Source organism: Litorisediminivivens sp. KMU-197 (assembly GCF_056858395.1).
Genome location: NZ_JBXEQG010000001.1, coordinates 299400 through 315886 on the forward strand (window position 1 = coordinate 299400; position 16487 = coordinate 315886).

The window sequence follows — 16487 nt, forward strand, 5'->3', positions numbered from 1 at the left end:
ACCTGTGGACATCCGACGGAGGCAACCATGGAACAGCGCATATCCCTTGTCACCCTTGGTGTCCGCGACATGGCCAATGCGGCCGCCTTCTATGAAAGGCTGGGGTGGCAGCAGGTGGATACCCCGGATGGCGTGATCGCCTTCGATCTGCTTGGCCAGACGCTCGGGCTCTATCCCTTGGCCGCGCTGGCCGAGGATATCGGGGTCGCGGAGGGCACGCTCGGGTCCGGCAAGGTGACGCTGGCGCATAACCTTGCGTCGAAGGCCGAGGTCAACGATCTGATGCAGCGTGCCGAAGCCGCCGGAGCCACCATCCTGAAAGCCCCGCAAGAGGCGTTCTGGGGCGGGTATCACGGGTATTTCGCGGACCCCGAGGGACATATCTGGGAAATCGCCTTCAACCCGTTCTCACCCTTGGCCGACGATGGCGCCTTTCGCTGGAACGGGTATGGATGACACGCCCATAGGACCGTCGCGCAGGCCGGGGTGGCCGATAGGTCTGCGAGGCAAGTCCTCAGCGGCTGTCGTCGGGGTCTGCGGCTGATGCGGAAACCGGCCAGCATGTGGAGCCTGGAAACGCTCGGCCGCGTGCGTTTGGGGCGGCATTTCTACATGCGGGAGTTCCTGTATTCCGAGATCGCGAATTTTCACCGCTTGCAGAACATTCCCGAGCATCCCGAACTGGCCATCGCCCGTGGCCGCAAGCTGTGCGAAACCCTGCTGGATCCGATGGAAGAAACCTTTGGCAGGGTGGCACTGCGCTCGGGATACCGGTCACCTGCGGTCAACAGGTTCGGCAATGAAAACCGTCTCAACTGCGCCCGCAACGATCATCCGCTGGAGTGCCACATCTGGGACCTGCCGAAACTCGAGGTGGCCGGCGCGACCGTCGTGATCCCCTGGTTCGCGGACCTCTACGCGCAGGGCCGCGACTGGCGTGATCTGGCGTGGTGGCTGCACGACCACCTGGATTATTCCGAGATCTGGTTTTTCCCGAAGCTCTGCGCCTTCAACATCGCCTGGCGACCGCAACCGCTGCGCACCATCTCAAGCTATATCGCGCCGCGCGGAACATTGTTACGGCGCGGCGACACGCCCGCGCCGTCAGTTGACGAACGCCGCACACGCTATGCGGACTTCCCCGCTTTTCGCGGGTTGACCGTCGACCCGTCTGAAACGCGGTCATGAGGTGATCAGATCGGCAGGGTCCCGCCGGCAGGGGCCTCATCGGCGGGGCTGTCGCCCGGCGGTGCCCTCCACTTGATCGAACACCCCATCGACGCAATCTGATCCTCGGGGCCGCGCCCGGTCTCTGCCACTTGCTTCATTGCCTCGTAGAGATCACGCCGCAGGTCTTCCGGCCCGGCGGAACTGCGTGAGGCATCCAGCCGGCCGCGATACTGCAGGCCGCCGCGCACGTCGAAGCCGAAGAAGTCCGGCGTGCAGACGGCGCGATAGGCGCGGGCGGTCGATTGGTCCTCGTCATGCAGGTAAGGAAACGGAAAGTCGTGCGCGTCCGCCAACCGCTTCATGTTGTCGAAACTGTCAGCCGGGTAAGCCTCGGCATCGTTCGAACAGATCGCGGCAACGCCGATCCCGAGGTCCTGCAGGTCGTGGGCATCGCGAATGATCCGGTCGAGCACCGCCTTCACGTAGGGGCAATGATTGCAGATGAACATGATCAGCGTGCCGTTCGGACCCGAGACGTCCTGCAAGGCGTAGCGATGGCCGTCGGTCGCCGGCAGATCGAACGACGGGGCCTGCCAGCCGAAATCGCAGACCGGTGGAGAAACTGCCATGGTCGTCACCTCCTTGGACAAGCTCGCTTGGCGGCATGATAGCCCAGGATCGGCGGGGAACCACCGGCCTTGGGTCCGACCGGCAATTCCCCGCTTTCATTCGCTCGTGGTTGCAGTATCCTGCCGCCAGATCCCGCGCCAAAGCGGGGCAGGTGAGGGAGCAGGACCGAACCAATGCGTGAACCGCTTGTTCTATTGCCGGGATTCATGTGCGATGCGCGGGTCTTCTCGGCGCAATTGGCGGCGCTTGGCACAGACACGCCAGTGATGGTGGCGCCAGTCACCACCGGCGAGCGCATCGAGGAAATCGCCTCAGCCATCCTGACGGTCGCCCCACAGAAATTCGCACTTGCGGGCATGGGCTTTGGCGGGGTGGTGGCGATGGAGCTTCTGCGCCGTGCGCCGGAGCGGATCATGCGCATAGCGCTGCTCGATTCCTCGCCCTTGGGCGAAACACCGCAGGACGCATCAGAGCGTGAAGCGCGGATCATTCGGGCACGAACTGGCCGTTTGCGAGAGGTGCTGGAAGACGATCTGCGGCGCGAGGGCTTGGCGGTATCGCCCTATCGGGCGGATGCGACCGCCATGGCGCTGGACATGGGCATGACGCTCGGACCCGAGGTCTACACCCGCCAGAGCCGGGCGCTGATGCGGCGCAAGGATCAGCAGTCGGTGATGCGCAAGTGCAAGGTGCCGGCGCTGGTGATCTGCGGCGCGGAAAACGCGGCGCTGCCGGTCAAACGGCACGAGTTTCTGGCGACGCTCATCCCCTACGGCAAGCTCGAGGTGATCGAGGGCGCCGGTCACCTGGCGCCGCTGGAGCAGCCGGAGGCGGTGATCAACGCGCTGCGCACATGGCAAAGGCAGCCCTTCGTCCTGCAATAGTCACTCGTCGTCCTCGTCGGCCAGTTCCTGGCGCGCCTTGTTGACCACGGTAAGGATCAGCAGACCGGCGATGGCCAGTGCGGCGGATTCGATCAGCAGGCCGAAGCCCACGCCGATACCGACGATGCCCACCAGCCAGATTGCCGAGCCGCTGGCCACACCGCGGAGCCGGCCAGTGGAATCTCCGCCGATGATCGCACCGGCGCCGAGAAAGCCGATTCCGCCGACGATGCCCTGCACCGCGCGCGACAGGTCGAAGGCCAGTCCGGTCTCGTCGATCTTCGAAGCCATATCGATCGAGAACATGCAGACCCCGGCGGCCCCCAGCGAGATCAGCATGTAGGCGCGGACGCCCAGCGGCTTGTTCTTGACCTCACGGTCGATGCCGATGACGCCACCGAGGATGATGGCGACGAGGGCGCGCAGAAGGAAGGTCTGGGTGTCGATCATGGACTGTCCGATGCTGTTGTGGCGCGGTAATGGCGGCAGGCTAACGCATCATCGTGCAATCGGGTTCATTTTATGCCGGCGGCCCATCGTTGCGCCGGGCGGCCGGGACGCCTAGATTTCAAGGGCGTGTGCAGGAGGATGTCATGGCAGGTGGATGGTCGCGCGATGGCGCGGTGAACGAACAGATCGAAGCGTCGATCAACGATGAACTGGCCCGCTTGCGGACCCGCCGGGCGCCTGTGGGCGAGAGCCTGACCCATTGCGCCGAATGTGAGGAGGAGATCCCCGCGGCGCGGCGGCAGGCGCTTCCGGGAGTGAAGCTCTGTATCGACTGCCAGCAGGAGCGGGACGGGGCGCACCGGGCGCGCGGCGGCATCAATCGGCGCGGCTCGAAGGACAGCCAACTGAAGTGAGTATCAGCCGAGGCCGGCAGCCTCCAGATAGGCGCGGACGGCGGTCTGGACGTGGCGGAAGCGGTCGCCGCCAAGGTGCTTGCCGCCATACCAGCGGGTGACGATGACGATGTGATCGGTGATGCAGTCGCGTTCCAGCATGCGCAGGATCACGTTGCCCGCGCCGCTTTCGCCGTCGTCGCTCTTGATCGGGGTGTCGCCCAGCAACAGGCCCCAGCTATTGTGCGTCGCCTTGGCGAACTTCTTCTGTTTCCTGAGCTGTCTGACCAGCGCTTTCGCCTCGGACTCGGAAGTGCAGGGCGCCCCAGAGACGGCGTATTTCGAGCCGCGGTCGGTGAGGATGTTGTCGAGGGTCAGCATGGGGGTGGTGTGACGGCAACGCGGTGGCTTGTCCAGCGTCGGAGGCGTGCCTGCGGAGGCTCCCGCCCACCCGCCCCCGCCTCCGCAGGCACGCGGTGGGCCGGGGTTGGTTTGGTGTTTGGGGACAGCGGGGAGTTTTGCTGGGGAAGCGGTTCAGGGACAGGTCTGCCCTGAACGCGCCTTGTCCAGTGTTCTGCGAGACGCCAGCGCCTCAAGGACGCTCCGCGCCGGCTGCGCCGGTCGCCTGCGGCGATCCTTGACCCGCAGGCGACTCACGGGGGCGCCTAGTCTTCCAGCGCTTCGAGTTCGTCGATGAAGCCTTCGATCATGCTCAGCCCCTTGTCCCAGAAGGCGGGGTCCGAGGCGTCGAGGCCGAAGGGCGCGAGAAGCTCCTTGTGGTGTTTGGAGCCACCCGCCTTCAGCATGTCGAAGTACTTTTCCTGAAAGCCTTCCGGTTCCGCCGCATAGGCGGCGTAGAGCGCGTTCACCAGCCCGTCGCCGAAAGCATAGGCGTAGACGTAGAAGGGCGAGTGGACGAAGTGCGGGATGTAGGCCCAGAAGGTCTCGTACCCCTCCATGAAGTCGAACGCCGGGCCAAGGCTTTCGCCTTGCACCGACATCCACAGCGCGCCGATGTCCTCGGGCGTAAGCTCGCCCTCGCGGCGGGCGGCGTGCAGCTTGCATTCAAAGTCGTAAAAGGCGATCTGGCGGACCACCGTGTTGATCATGTCTTCGACCTTGCCGGCCAGAAGGACCTTGCGCTCCTGCTTGTCCTTGGCGTTGTCGAGCAGCTTGCGGAAGGTCAGCATCTCGCCGAACACGCTGGCGGTCTCGGCCAGGGTCAGCGGGGTGGAGGACAGCATCTCGCCCTGATCGGCAGCAAGGCGCTGGTGGACGCCGTGACCCAGCTCATGCGCCAGCGTCATCACGTCGCGCGGTTTGCCAAGGTAGTTGAGCATCACATAGGGGTGGACGTCCGTCACCGTGGGGTGGGCAAAAGCGCCGGGGGCCTTGCCGGGTTTCACCGCGGCGTCGATCCAGCCCTTGTCGAAGAACGGCGCGGCGAGATCGGCCATGCGCGGGTCGAACCCGGCATAGGCGTCCTGCACGATGGTCCGCGCCTCGTCCCAGCCCACGATCCGGGTCTCTTCCATCGGCAGCGGCGCGTTGCGGTCCCAGACCTGCATCCGGTCGAGGCCCAGCCACTTCCGCTTCAGTTCGTAATAGCGGTGCGACAGGCGCGGGTAGGCCTTGACCACGGCATCGCGCAGCGCTTCGACGACTTCCGGCTCCACGTCGTTGGACAGGTGACGGCCGGTCTGGGCTGAGGGCATCTTGCGCCAGCGGTCGAGGATTTCCTTCTCCTTGGCCTGCGTGTTGTGGACGCGGGCGAAGGTCTTGACGTTGTCCTGAAAGACGCGGGCGAGTTCACGGCTGGCGGCCTCGCGCTTGGCGCGGTCCTGCTCGGTCAAGAGGTTGAGCGTGCCCTCGATGGTCAGCTCTTCGCCGTCGACTTCGAATTCCAGCCCCGCGATGGTCTCGTCGAACAGCCGCTCCCATGCGTCGCCGACGACGCCGAGATCATGCAGGAACTTTTCCAGCTCATCCGACAGCTGATAGGGCTTCATCGCGCGAATGCGGCGGAACACCGGGCGATACCGGGCAAGATCGTCGTTCGAGGCCAGCAGGCGTTCGAGGTGGTCGTCCTCCAGCCGGTTCAGTTCCAGCGTGAAGAACACCAGCGGGGTGGTGTAATTGGTGATCTTCTCCTGCGTGTCCGACAGGAACTTGGCGCGGCCGCCGTCGGTCGTCAGTTGGTAATAGCGCAGCCCGGCGTAGGACATGATGCGGCCTGCGACGGAAGAGATTTTTTCGTTCCGGTGCACGCAGGTCAGCAGGCCCTCGGCGTCCAGTGTATCCAGCTTGCCTTCGTAGTCGGCCGCGAAGCTGGCGCATTCGGTTTCCAGCCAGTCGAGGTCGCGGGCCAGTTCCGGGGCCTCTTCGCCGGAGTAGAGATCCGAAAGGTCCCACTCGGGCAGATTGCCGAGGTCCTTGGAGCCGCCGCCGGCATTGGCGTCGCGGACGGGGAAGGGGAGGTGCAACATGTGATCAGCCTTGTCCTTGAGGTCCCGCCAGACATAAGCGCGTCACGGGGGCGGGTTCAAGGGAGGCGCCATGGCGTCCCCTGCGTCAGGCGCTGGCGGCGCTTGGTGCGGTCGTCCGGGCAGCGTCGATGTGGGCAAGGATCAGGTCGAGGATCCGCCGGCGGGTGTCGGCGCCCTCCATCAGAACCTCGTGCTCGCCGTTTTCGATGACTTCGAGCCTGCCGTCGGGCCAAGCGGTCATGCGCTGCACTATACGCGGCACGCTGACGATGCGTTCCTCGGAGCCGACGAAGGTCAGGCAGGGCGTGTCCGGCGAGCGCAGAACCGCGAGCGCGCGGGTCTCGCGCAGGGCCTCGTGCAGCCAGTGCAGCGACGGCCCGCCAAGCTGCAACTCGGGATGTTCCTGTACCTGGCGTTGCAGCAAGTCGTACATTCCGGGGTCGCGGGTCAGCAGGTTGCCGTCGAAGGGCGCGGTGGCGACGTAGCTTTCTTCGCTGTGGGGCGGAGCATAGTGGTGGCTGAGCCCCAGGGCCCGACTGGTCCATGCGATCGCCCATGCGGCGGGGATCAGCGGCGCCGACATGCGGATGCCCCACATCGGACCGGTGAAGACGGCGCTGGTGAAGGGATGTTCGCCATAAAGTGCGCGCAACCCGATGCAGCCGCCCATGGAATGACCTAGCAGGTAAAGCGGATGCGGCACGTCAAGCGCGGGCAACGCCTCCAGCACCGCGCGGACGTCGCGCTGGTAGTCGTCGAAGATATCGACGTGGCCGATGCGCAGGTCGGGCAGCAACCGGTCGGCCAGCCCCTGGCCGCGCCAGTCGATGGCTATGGCGTCGAACCCGGCGGCGTTCAGCTCGCCGGCGAAAAGCCCGTATTTCTCGACGTATTCGGTGCGGCCGGGAAAGATCAGGAACGTGCCCTTTGACCGGCCCTCCGCGCGCCAGTGACCGATGCGGATGCGCTTGCCGTCATCCGCGGTCAGCCAATGCGCCGACCCGCCGGCGGGCATGCCGGGCAGGTCGTTGAACAGGGGGGCCGGTGTCAGGGTCATCAGGACAGGGCCTGACCCAGTTGCATCGCCTGACCCATGTCGCCATCGACGGCGAGCTTGCCACTCATGAAGGCCGAGGTCGGGTCGAGATCGCCTTCCATGATCGACTGGAAGGTGTCGGCATCGGCGGTCATCGTCACGTCGGCCTCTTCATCGGCCGCACGGGCGCCGGCGTCATCAACGATGATAGCGCCTTCACCTTCGATCACGAACTTTGCGCGGCCGTCGAATCCGCCGTCGATCTTCTCGTTCAGCGCCTTTACGGCCGCTGCCACCACATCGCTCATCTGCTCTCTCTCCTTTGACTGATCGCGGCTGGTATTCCCAACCGGCTGCGTTACATTAGACGCACTATGACCACGATCAGACAGCACATCAAATCTAGCGTTACGGCACTTTCGCTCATAGTCATGTATTCCCTACCTCAGGGGGTGCTGGCGGCGGAAACCGAAGCGCTTTTGAATCAGTTGCGCGAGGCCGATCCGGCCGAAGCCGCGAAGCTGGAGCGCGAGATCATCCGCGAGTGGGGCAAATCGGGCTCGGCGGCGATGGATCTGCTGCTCAAGCGCGGCCGCGACGCGCTGGATGTCGATGATTACGGTACGGCCATCGATCACCTGACCGCGCTGACGGATCACGCCCCGGATTTCGCCGAAGGCTATCACACCCGGGCAATGGCCTATTTCAACGCCGAACGCTTCGGTCCTGCTCTGGGCGACCTCGAGACCGCGCTGCGGCTCAACCCCAATCACTTCGGTGCGTTGCGCGGGCTGGCGGTGATCTTCGAGATGCTGGACGATCCGGCGCGCGCGCTCACGGCCTATGAAATGGTGCTTGACCTGAATCCGCATGACGATGAGGCGCGAAAGGGCGTCGATCGGTTGCGCGATGCGGTCCGGGGCCGCGAACTCTGAACTTCCACTCAGCCCGGGGGACGCGGGATGCCACTTGAGGCGCGGACGGTTGCTGTCCTTGGGCCGACCAACACCGGCAAGACCCATTACGCCATAGAGCGGATGCTGGGCTATCGCACCGGCATCATCGGGCTGCCTTTGCGGCTGCTCGCGCGTGAGGTCTATGACCGCATCGTCGCGGTGCGTGGGCTGTCCGTGGTGGCGCTGGTCACCGGCGAAGAGCGTATCGTGCCGCCGCGCACCCAGTTCTGGGTCTGCACGGTCGAGGCGATGCCCGAAGGCATGGGCACCGACTTTGTTGCCATCGACGAAATCCAGCTCTGCGCCGATCCAGAGCGCGGCCATGTCTTCACCGACCGGCTGCTTCGGATGCGCGGCACCCACGAGACGTTGTTCTTGGGCTCCGACACCATGCGCGGACCGATCGCGGCGCTGGTGCCCGGGGTCGAGTTCATGCGCCGCGAGCGGATGAGCCAGCTCAGCTACACCGGATCGAAGAAGATCAGCCGGATGCAGCCCAGAAGCGCCATCGTCGGCTTCTCGGTCGAGAACGTCTATGCGATTGCCGAACTGCTTCGGCGGCAGAAGGGCGGCGCGGCGGTCGTCATGGGGGCCCTGTCTCCGCGAACGCGCAATGCGCAGGTCGCGCTCTACCAGAATGGCGACGTCGATTTTCTGGTGGCCACCGATGCCATCGGCATGGGGTTGAACCTCGACATCGACCATGTCGCCTTTTCCGGCACCACCAAATTCGATGGCCGGCGCATGCGGCCCCTTGCGCCGAACGAACTGGCGCAGATCGCGGGTCGCGCCGGGCGCGGCATGCGCGACGGCACCTTCGGCGTGACCGGCGAAGCCTCGGCGCTGGACGAGGATACGGTCGACGCCATCACCAGCCACAGTTTCACCCCGCTGAAGAAGCTGCAATGGCGCAACGCGGCGCTTGAATTCGGCAGCATCGACCGGCTGATCGCGGCGCTGGAACGGCCCTCGGGCGACGACATGCTTCTCAAGGCGCGCGAGGCCGACGACCTGCGCGCGCTGCGCACGCTGGCGCAGGAGGACGAGGTCTTCGCCCGCGCCTCCAGCCCTGACGCCGTGCGCCTGCTGTGGGACGTCTGCCGCATTCCGGACTTCCGCGGCATCAGCCATGCGGAACATGCGGGCCTGCTGGGTGTTATCTATCGTTACCTGCACCAATCGGGGCGCGTTCCGGACGACTGGCTGGCGCGACAGGTACGTCGGATCGACCGCACGGACGGCGATATCGACACCCTGTCGAAACGGCTGGCATATATCCGCACGTGGACCTATGTCGCTCAGCGTAAGGGGTGGGTGCAGGACGAAACCCATTGGCGCGGGGTCACCCGGGCTGTAGAAGACAGGCTGTCGGACGCATTGCACGACCGCCTGACCCAGAGATTTGTAGACCGGCGGACAAGTGTCTTGTTGCGGCGGTTGAAACAGAAGGAGGCCCTCTTGGCCGATGTGAACGAGACTGGAGAAGTGACGGTTGAGGGCGAATTCGTCGGCCGTCTTGAGGGGTTCCGCTTTCGGCAGGACAAGGATGCGACAGGGCAGGAGGCAAAGACGCTGAAGACAGCGTCGCTTCAGGCACTCGCGCCGCATTTTCACCTGCGTGCCGACCGTTTCTACAACGCGCCCGACACCGAGATCGACTTCACCGAACAAGGTGGCCTTATGTGGGGCGACCAGGCGGTCGGCAAGCTCGTGAAAGGCTCCGATCCGCTGAAGCCCGAGGTCAAGGCCTTCGTCGATGACGAGGCCGGACCCGACGTGGCGCAGAAGGTACAGCGCCGGTTGCAGCATTTCATCGACCGCAAGATCGCGACGCTGTTCGAACCGCTGATCGCTCTGGGCCGCGATGAGGCGCTGGCCGGGTTGGCCAAAGGATTTGCCTTCCGCATGGTCGAGGGCTTCGGCATCGTCCCCCGCGCTCAGGTGGCGGACGACGTGAAGGCGCTCGATCAGGACGCGCGCGGCGCACTGCGCAAGCATGGTGTCCGCTTCGGCCAGTTCACCATCTTCATGCCATTGCTGCTGAAACCCGCGCCGACCCGTCTGCGGCTGGTGCTATGGTCGCTGTGGCAGGGCCTCGACGATTTCCCCGAGGCGCCGCCGCCGGGCCTCGTCACCGTGCCCAGCGATGCCGGCGCGCCCGAGGGGGCCGACACCATGTCCGGCTACCGCAAGGCCGGCCAGCGTGCCATCCGTATCGACATGCTGGAACGGTTGGCCGACATGCTGCGTGCCGAGGACACCCGTGGCGGTTTCGAAGCCAAGCCCGACATGCTGTCGATCACCGGCATGACACTGGAACAGTTCGCCGACCTGATGCAGGGATTGGGCTACCGTGCCGAGAAGGGCGAGCGGCAGAAGGTGAAACCAGCCGATGCCGTGGTCGCCGACAGCGAACACGACGCCGCGCCGGGTAGCGACATCGGAGCAGCGGCTGAGCCGGACGTCCCGGTCATGGACGTGGCCCAGCCCGATCCAGCGCCCGGCAGCGAGGCCGCGCCGCAGATCGACCCGGCGGCCGAGGCCGAGGCGCCCGATCCGGCCCAACAGCCGGATATCCCCGAGGCCACCGACGACATCCCCGACACCCAGGCGACCGACAGTACCGACGTGGCGGGCGTTGCCGCGACCGAGGCCGACGGCGCCCCGGAGGACCCGATCCCGGCGGTCGACAAGGCGGCGGGTGAGCTGCCTCCGGGCCAAATCGCCGATCCTGCCGAGGCCGGGCCCGATACCGAGGTCTTTTATACCTTCACTTGGGCGCGTCAGCCCCGTCAGGGCGGCAAGCCACGCGGACGCGGCGATGGCAAGCAGGACGGTCGCGGCAAGGGCAGGGGTCCGAAAGGCGGCGGTCGGGGCAAGGGTCCGCGCCGCGAGGACAACAAGCCCAAGTCGTTCCAGTCGCGCCCCGAGAAAAAGGACCGGATCGACCCGGACAATCCCTTCGCTGCCGCGCTGATGGGGCTGAAGGACAAGGGCTAGGCCTTGGTCGCCGATGGCAAGCTGAGGCTGGACAAGTGGCTCTGGCAGGCGCGGTTCTTCAAGACCCGCAGCCTTGCCGCCAAGGCCGTGTCCACCGAGGGCGTGCGCATCGACGGCACCCGCATTGCCAAACCCGGGCGCCTCGTGGCGCCCGGAAATGTGCTGACCTTTGTTCAATCGCGCCGCGTGCGCGTGATCCGTATAGTCGAGCTTGGCACCCGCCGCGGCCCGGCCCCGGAAGCACAGGCGCTATATGAAGACCTGTCCCCGGAAGTTCTCGAACCGCAGGACACCATGACCGCGAACCCGTCTTACGAGGGAAAAGGTCGTCCCACCAAACGCGAGCGGCGCAACCTTGATCTTAACCGCCGACGCACGCTTGAATGATCCGGCGCTCTGATTTAGCTATCGCGCCAAAGCCAGCAACGAGGCGCCGATGACCTATATCGTCAATGACAACTGCATCGCCTGCAAATACACCGACTGCGTCGAAGTCTGCCCCGTGGACTGCTTCTACGAAGGCGAGAACATGCTGGTGATCCACCCCGACGAATGCATCGACTGCGGCGTCTGCGAACCGGAATGCCCCGCCGATGCGATCAAGCCGGATACCGAACCGGATATGGAAAAGTGGGTCGAGTTCAACCGCAAGTATTCCGAGATGTGGCCAGTCATCATCACCAAGAAGGACCCGCTGCCCAAGGCCGAAGAACGCGACGGCGAAGAGGGCAAGCTCGAGAAATACTTCTCGGAGGCGCCGGGCGAGGGCGGTTGACGCCGCGGCAACGATTCGCGCATAGTGGCTGAAATCGGCCCGATGCGCGCCGTATTAAGGATGTAACCGCCTGATTACAGGCGGGTTCAAGCGAATCTGCGTCTAATATGCTGGAAATCGCATCCTTTTGGTGCTATATTACCCGTTACATGATATTTACTCCCCATGAAGGACAGGTTCGTCTGCACCTGTCCTGTTGACTGCGACAGATTGAAAAACCGGCCAGCGAGGATGATGATCCCCGTCCGGTTTTCGTGTCTCTGGCACATCCGTGGGAACATGCGAGGAAGGACTGCATGACCAAATCGAAGAAATCTGAGTTCCGGCCGAACGACTACGTGGTCTACCCTGCGCATGGCGTCGGGCAGATCCTTTCGATCGAGAAAGAGGAAATCGCGGGCATCCCGCTTGAGCTCTTCGTGATCTCTTTCGAGAAGGACAAGATGACGCTGCGGGTGCCGACCCACAAGGCCAGCGAAATTGGCATGCGCTCGCTCAGCACGCCGGACGTGATCGAAAAGGCCATGACCACGCTCAAGGGCAAGGCCCGCGTGAAACGCGCCATGTGGTCGCGCCGCGCGCAGGAGTATGAACAGAAGATCAACTCCGGCGACCTGATCTCGATCGCCGAGGTGGTGCGCGACCTGCACCGCAACGATGAGCAGCGTGAGCAAAGCTATTCCGAGCGTCAGCTTTATGAAGCCGCGCTGGAGCGTCTGACCCGCGAAGTCGCCGCCGTCAGCGGTGGTGACGAAGTTGCGGCCGCCAAGCAGGTCGACGACGTGCTGGTGTCGCGCGCGGCCTGAGAGCCCGACTGAGACTATTTGGAACCCGCGCGGGCAACTGCGCGGGTTTTTTCATGCGTACCGGGTGCGAAGGTCGGGCGAAACCGTTGGCCGACCGGTCCGCCTCAGGCCGCATCCGCCTTCTGCAATTGCGCCTGCAAGGCCGCCTCTAGGTCACGCTCCAACTCCTTGGCGCGGGCGATATAGGGCTCGTTGTCCATCGCCGAGATATCGTCGCGCCACAGTTTCGCCAATTCCGCCACCGAATGCCGGTCGTGGTGATAGAAAACCTTCTCCGCCTCCGACGCCTCGTAGTCGGTCAGGCCGACGTTCTCCAGCACATAGCGCCCCGCGCGCAGCGAACTGTCGAACATCTCACGCACGATGTCGTTGGCGCCAGCCTGGTAGAGCTTGAAGGCATGGGTGCGGTCGCGCGCACGGGCCACAATGTGCAGGTCGGGCCGCTCGCGTCTGGCAAAGGCGGTCAGCCGGATTGCCGCGTCGGTATTGTCGAGCGCCACCACCAGCACCCGCGCATCCTTTAGCCCGGCGGCATGCAGCAGTTCAGGCCGCGTCGGATCCCCGTAGAAGCCCTTGAACCCGAAGCGCCGCATCAGCTGGATGGTCTGCATGTTGTGATCGAGGACCACGGTCTTGTATCCCGACGACTGCACCAGGCGATTGACGATCTGACCGAAGCGCCCGACACCGGCGATGATGACCGGCCCCTGTTCGTCGATCTCGTCGGCTTCGAACGCTTCGCCGCTTTCGGTCAGCCGCTTGGCAAGGTGCTCATACAGGATGAACAGCAGCGGCGTCGCCAGCATCGACAGCGCCACCACCAGCAGCAGGGTTTGCGACAAGCCGACCGGCAGGATGTTCTGCGTCAGAGAGAACGAGATCAGCACAAAGCCGAATTCCCCCGCCTGCGCCAGGCTCAGTGTGAACAGCCAGCGACCACGTTTGCGCAGACGGAACAGCGTCGCCAAACCATAGAGAACAGCGCCCTTGATCAAGATCACGGCCGCCGTCAGCCCAAGGATCTTCAGCGGCGCGCCCCACAGGGTGTTGAAGTCGATGCCTGCCCCAACGGTGATGAAGAACAGTCCCAGCAAAAGGCCCTTGAACGGTTGGATATCGCTTTCCAGCTCGTGGCGGAACTCGGAGTTGGCCAGAACCACGCCGGCCATGAAGGTTCCGAGCGCCGGCGACAGGCCGACCATGTTCATCAACGTGCCGATGCCCACCACGATCAGCAGCGCAAGCGCTGTGTTCAATTCCGGCAGGCGCGCGGCATGGATGAAACGAAATGCGGGGCGGATCAGGTAGATGCCCGCCAGCACCACCGCCGCGACCGCACCCAGCGTCACCAGGGTAACGCCCCAGCCCGGCAGGCCCTCGACCAGCGACATGGCATGCTCGCCGTGATCCTCCGGCTTGGGGCGGGTGATCGAACCGTCGGGATTGAAGGCCGCCGTCGGACCGACCGCCAGAAGCGGCAGCAGCGCCAGCATCGGGATCACCGCGATATCCTGCGTGAGCAGCACGGAAAACGCCGACCGTCCGCCGCCGGTCTGCATCAGCCCCTTTTCGCTGAGCGTCTGCAGCACGATCGCGGTCGAGGACAATGCGAAGATCATCCCCACCGCCAGCGCAACCTGCCATCCCAGGCCCAGCGCCATGCCACCGCCCATGATCAGCGCCGTGGTGACGATGATCTGCAACCCGCCCAGACCGATCAGCTTGTGCCGCATGTCCCAAAGCGCCCGCGGCTCCAGTTCGAGGCCGATCAGGAACAGCATCATCACCACACCGAATTCGGCGAAATGCTGCAACTCGGTGGTCTCGTACCCGCCGACGAAGCCGAAGACCGGCCCGATCAGGATGCCCGCCGCCAGGTAGCCCAGCACCGACCCCATTCCGAGGCGCGTGGCGATGGGCACCGCGATCACCGCTGCTGCGAGGAAGATCGAGGCCTGAAAGAGGAAGCTTTCCATGTCGCGGGGGGTCCTTTCCGTGCTGGTCCCATGATGCAAGTGCCGCAAGGGCAGGACAAGGCGGGTTCGCGTCCTGCACAGGTTATTTTCCGCCCTGTGCCTAGAGAGGCAGCGGAGCATCCTGCTTGAGCTGGTCCATGACGATCTGGCTCTGCACCCGCGCCACCGCGCGATGCGGCAGAAGCACGTCATGGATCAGCCCGTTGAGGTCGGCGAGATCGTGGCAGTAGACGCGCAGCAGGTAATCGGCGTCCCCGGTCAGCGTCCAGGTGCTGACGATCTCGGGCTGGGTCTGCATCAGGCTGGTAAAGCTCTGCGCCTCCTCGGGCCGCTGGCTGGCCATCTGCACCTGCACGAAGGCCTGCACGCCCAGCCCCAGCCGCTGTGCGTCCAGCTTGGCGGCATAGGCGCGGATGTAGCCCTCGGCCTCCAGCCTCTGGCGCCGCCGCCCGGCCTGACTGGGCGACAGGTTGAGCGCTTCGCCAAGCTCGTTGGCGGTCAGGTGCGCATTCTGTTGCAGCAGGCCCAAAAGCTTGCGGTCGGTAGAATCGATCATGTGCGTGATCTCCGCATCTTCGCGGGATTGTACGCGCAAGTCCCGCAAAAAGGAAGGTTGACATGCCGGAAAATGCGCACATCTCCGGCGGTCTTGGACGTATCCTTCGCGCAAATCAGACACAGGAGGAGCAGCACATGGGTCCTTTCCCGCACGAAGCGCCGAAATCGAAGATCACCCAGGACAACCCGGCCGGCACCGACGGCTTCGAATTCGTCGAATTCGCCCACCCCGACCCGCAGGAGTTGCGCGATCTCTTCGGCAAGATGGGCTATGAGCACGTCGCCAACCACAAGACCAAGAAGATCGAGCTCTGGCAGCAGGGCGACATCACCTATGTCATCAACGCCGATCCCTCCAGCTTTGCCGCGAAATTCGTCGCAGAGCATGGGCCCTGCGCGCCGTCCATGGGTTGGCGCGTCGTCGATGCGCAGCACGCATTCGATCATGCCGTCGCCAAGGGCGCCGAGCCCTACGAGGGCGACGACAAGACGATGGACGTGCCCGCAATCAAGGGCATCGGCGGTAGCCTGATCTATTTCATCGACAAGTACTACGAGACCTCGCCCTACAACGAGGAGTTCGACTGGATCGCGCAGTCCAAGCCCAAGGGCGTCGGGTTCTACTACCTCGATCACCTGACCCACAACGTGTTCAAGGGCAACATGGACAAGTGGTTCAACTTCTACGGCGATCTGTTCAACTTCCGCGAAATCCGCTTTTTCGACATCGAGGGCAAGTTTACCGGCCTGTTCTCGCGCGCGCTGACCTCGCCCTGCGGGCGCATCCGCATCCCGATCAACGAAGACCGGGGCGAAACCGGGCAGATCGTGGCCTACCTCAAGAAGTACAACGGCGAAGGCATCCAGCACATCGCGGTGGGCGCGCATGACATCTATGACGCCACCGACGAGATTGCCGACCGCGGCATCAAGTTCATGCCCGGCCCGCCCGAGACCTATTACAAGCTGTCGCACGACCGGGTGAAAGGCCATGACGAGCCGATCGACCGGATGAAGGCGCACGGCATCCTGATCGACGGCGAGGGCGTGGTGGACGGTGGTGAGACCCGCATCCTGCTGCAGATCTTCTCGAAGACCGTGATCGGTCCGATCTTCTTCGAATTCATCCAGCGCAAGGGTGACGACGGCTTCGGCGAGGGCAACTTCAAGGCGCTCTTCGAGTCGATCGAACAGGAACAGATCGACAGCGGCGAGCTTGACCCGGTGAAGTGAGCCGCAGCGGTGCTGCAGATCGCGCCCCTGTCCCGGACCTGATCCGGGACCTCCTGCAGAACCGCGAGGTGAGGCCCCGGATCATGTCCGGGGCTTCGCCACGTGACACTGCCGCGCGCCGCCCTATGATCGCCC

General features: G+C 64.5%; 18 protein-coding genes. 10 read left to right on the plus strand and 8 right to left on the minus strand.

All coding sequences use genetic code 11. The features are described 5' to 3' along the window. Window positions 1–27 precede the first annotated feature (27 nt). Window positions 28–456: a VOC family protein gene (locus AC04PT_RS01450; RefSeq protein WP_482871709.1), complete on the plus strand. Its 429-nt coding sequence runs from the start codon at window positions 28–30 to the stop codon at window positions 454–456. 105 nt (window positions 457–561) lie between these two features. Continuing rightward, on the plus strand, window positions 562–1188 hold the full coding sequence (locus AC04PT_RS01455; protein ID WP_482871710.1) for a hypothetical protein: 627 nt from the start codon (window positions 562–564) through the stop codon (window positions 1186–1188). Window positions 1189–1193: 5 nt separating this feature from the next. Here the strand turns inward: AC04PT_RS01455 and AC04PT_RS01460 are convergent, their stop codons facing one another. After that, window positions 1194–1799, minus strand: coding sequence for a thioredoxin family protein (locus tag AC04PT_RS01460; RefSeq protein WP_482871711.1), 606 nt, complete (start codon window positions 1797–1799; stop codon window positions 1194–1196). Window positions 1800–1973: 174 nt separating this feature from the next. On the opposite strand from AC04PT_RS01460, the gene AC04PT_RS01465 reads away from it, so the two are divergent. After that, window positions 1974–2684, plus strand: a complete 711-nt coding sequence (locus tag AC04PT_RS01465) for an alpha/beta fold hydrolase (protein ID WP_482871712.1) — start codon at window positions 1974–1976, stop codon at window positions 2682–2684. Here the strand turns inward: AC04PT_RS01465 and AC04PT_RS01470 are convergent, their stop codons facing one another. Then, a complete protein-coding gene (locus AC04PT_RS01470; protein WP_482871713.1) occupies window positions 2685–3134 on the minus strand; it encodes an MgtC/SapB family protein in 450 nt (149 codons plus the stop codon). Between the two features lie 143 nt (window positions 3135–3277). Here AC04PT_RS01470 and AC04PT_RS01475 point away from each other — a divergent pair, with 143 nt between their 5' ends. Then, entirely contained in the window at window positions 3278–3547 is a 270-nt protein-coding gene (locus tag AC04PT_RS01475; protein WP_482871714.1) for a DksA/TraR family C4-type zinc finger protein, read from the plus strand. Between the two features lie 3 nt (window positions 3548–3550). On the opposite strand, the gene AC04PT_RS01480 is transcribed toward AC04PT_RS01475, so the two are convergent. The 4 genes from AC04PT_RS01480 to AC04PT_RS01495 form a co-directional block, all read right to left on the minus strand. Next, window positions 3551–3907 (minus strand): YigZ family protein, encoded by a 357-nt coding sequence (locus AC04PT_RS01480; RefSeq protein ID WP_482871715.1) that lies wholly within the window; start codon window positions 3905–3907, stop codon window positions 3551–3553. Window positions 3908–4191: 284 nt separating this feature from the next. Then, entirely contained in the window at window positions 4192–6012 is a 1821-nt protein-coding gene (locus AC04PT_RS01485; protein WP_482871716.1) for a M3 family oligoendopeptidase, read from the minus strand. An 85-nt stretch (window positions 6013–6097) separates the two neighbouring features. After that, window positions 6098–7069, minus strand: a complete 972-nt coding sequence (locus AC04PT_RS01490; protein ID WP_482871717.1) for an alpha/beta fold hydrolase — start codon at window positions 7067–7069, stop codon at window positions 6098–6100. Further along, window positions 7069–7356, minus strand: coding sequence for an SCP2 sterol-binding domain-containing protein (locus tag AC04PT_RS01495; RefSeq protein WP_482871718.1), 288 nt, complete (start codon window positions 7354–7356; stop codon window positions 7069–7071). Before AC04PT_RS01495 ends, AC04PT_RS01490 begins: the two co-directional genes overlap by 1 nt. Before the next feature lie 123 nt (window positions 7357–7479). Between AC04PT_RS01495 and AC04PT_RS01500 the strand changes: the two genes are divergently transcribed. From AC04PT_RS01500 to AC04PT_RS01520, 5 genes are all read left to right on the plus strand, one after another. Beyond that, window positions 7480–7983: a tetratricopeptide repeat protein gene (locus tag AC04PT_RS01500; protein ID WP_482871719.1), complete on the plus strand. Its 504-nt coding sequence runs from the start codon at window positions 7480–7482 to the stop codon at window positions 7981–7983. 27 nt (window positions 7984–8010) lie between these two features. Continuing rightward, the gene (locus AC04PT_RS01505; protein ID WP_482871721.1) at window positions 8011–11004 is read left to right on the plus strand and encodes a helicase-related protein; all 2994 of its coding nucleotides are present in this window, start codon (window positions 8011–8013) and stop codon (window positions 11002–11004) included. A gap of 3 nt (window positions 11005–11007) precedes the next feature. Continuing rightward, entirely contained in the window at window positions 11008–11391 is a 384-nt protein-coding gene (locus AC04PT_RS01510) for an RNA-binding S4 domain-containing protein (protein WP_482871722.1), read from the plus strand. 49 nt (window positions 11392–11440) lie between these two features. After that, window positions 11441–11779, plus strand: coding sequence for a ferredoxin FdxA (gene fdxA / locus AC04PT_RS01515; protein ID WP_482871723.1), 339 nt, complete (start codon window positions 11441–11443; stop codon window positions 11777–11779). 296 nt (window positions 11780–12075) lie between these two features. Next, window positions 12076–12585 (plus strand): CarD family transcriptional regulator, encoded by a 510-nt coding sequence (locus AC04PT_RS01520; RefSeq protein WP_482871724.1) that lies wholly within the window; start codon window positions 12076–12078, stop codon window positions 12583–12585. Between the two features lie 104 nt (window positions 12586–12689). Here the strand turns inward: AC04PT_RS01520 and AC04PT_RS01525 are convergent, their stop codons facing one another. Further along, the gene (locus AC04PT_RS01525; RefSeq protein WP_482871725.1) at window positions 12690–14561 is read right to left on the minus strand and encodes a monovalent cation:proton antiporter-2 (CPA2) family protein; all 1872 of its coding nucleotides are present in this window, start codon (window positions 14559–14561) and stop codon (window positions 12690–12692) included. Window positions 14562–14661: 100 nt separating this feature from the next. Beyond that, window positions 14662–15117, minus strand: coding sequence for an Lrp/AsnC family transcriptional regulator (locus AC04PT_RS01530; protein WP_482871726.1), 456 nt, complete (start codon window positions 15115–15117; stop codon window positions 14662–14664). Window positions 15118–15254: 137 nt separating this feature from the next. Between AC04PT_RS01530 and hppD the strand changes: the two genes are divergently transcribed. Continuing rightward, window positions 15255–16352, plus strand: coding sequence for a 4-hydroxyphenylpyruvate dioxygenase (hppD, locus tag AC04PT_RS01535; protein ID WP_482871727.1), 1098 nt, complete (start codon window positions 15255–15257; stop codon window positions 16350–16352). Window positions 16353–16487: the final 135 nt, after the last annotated feature.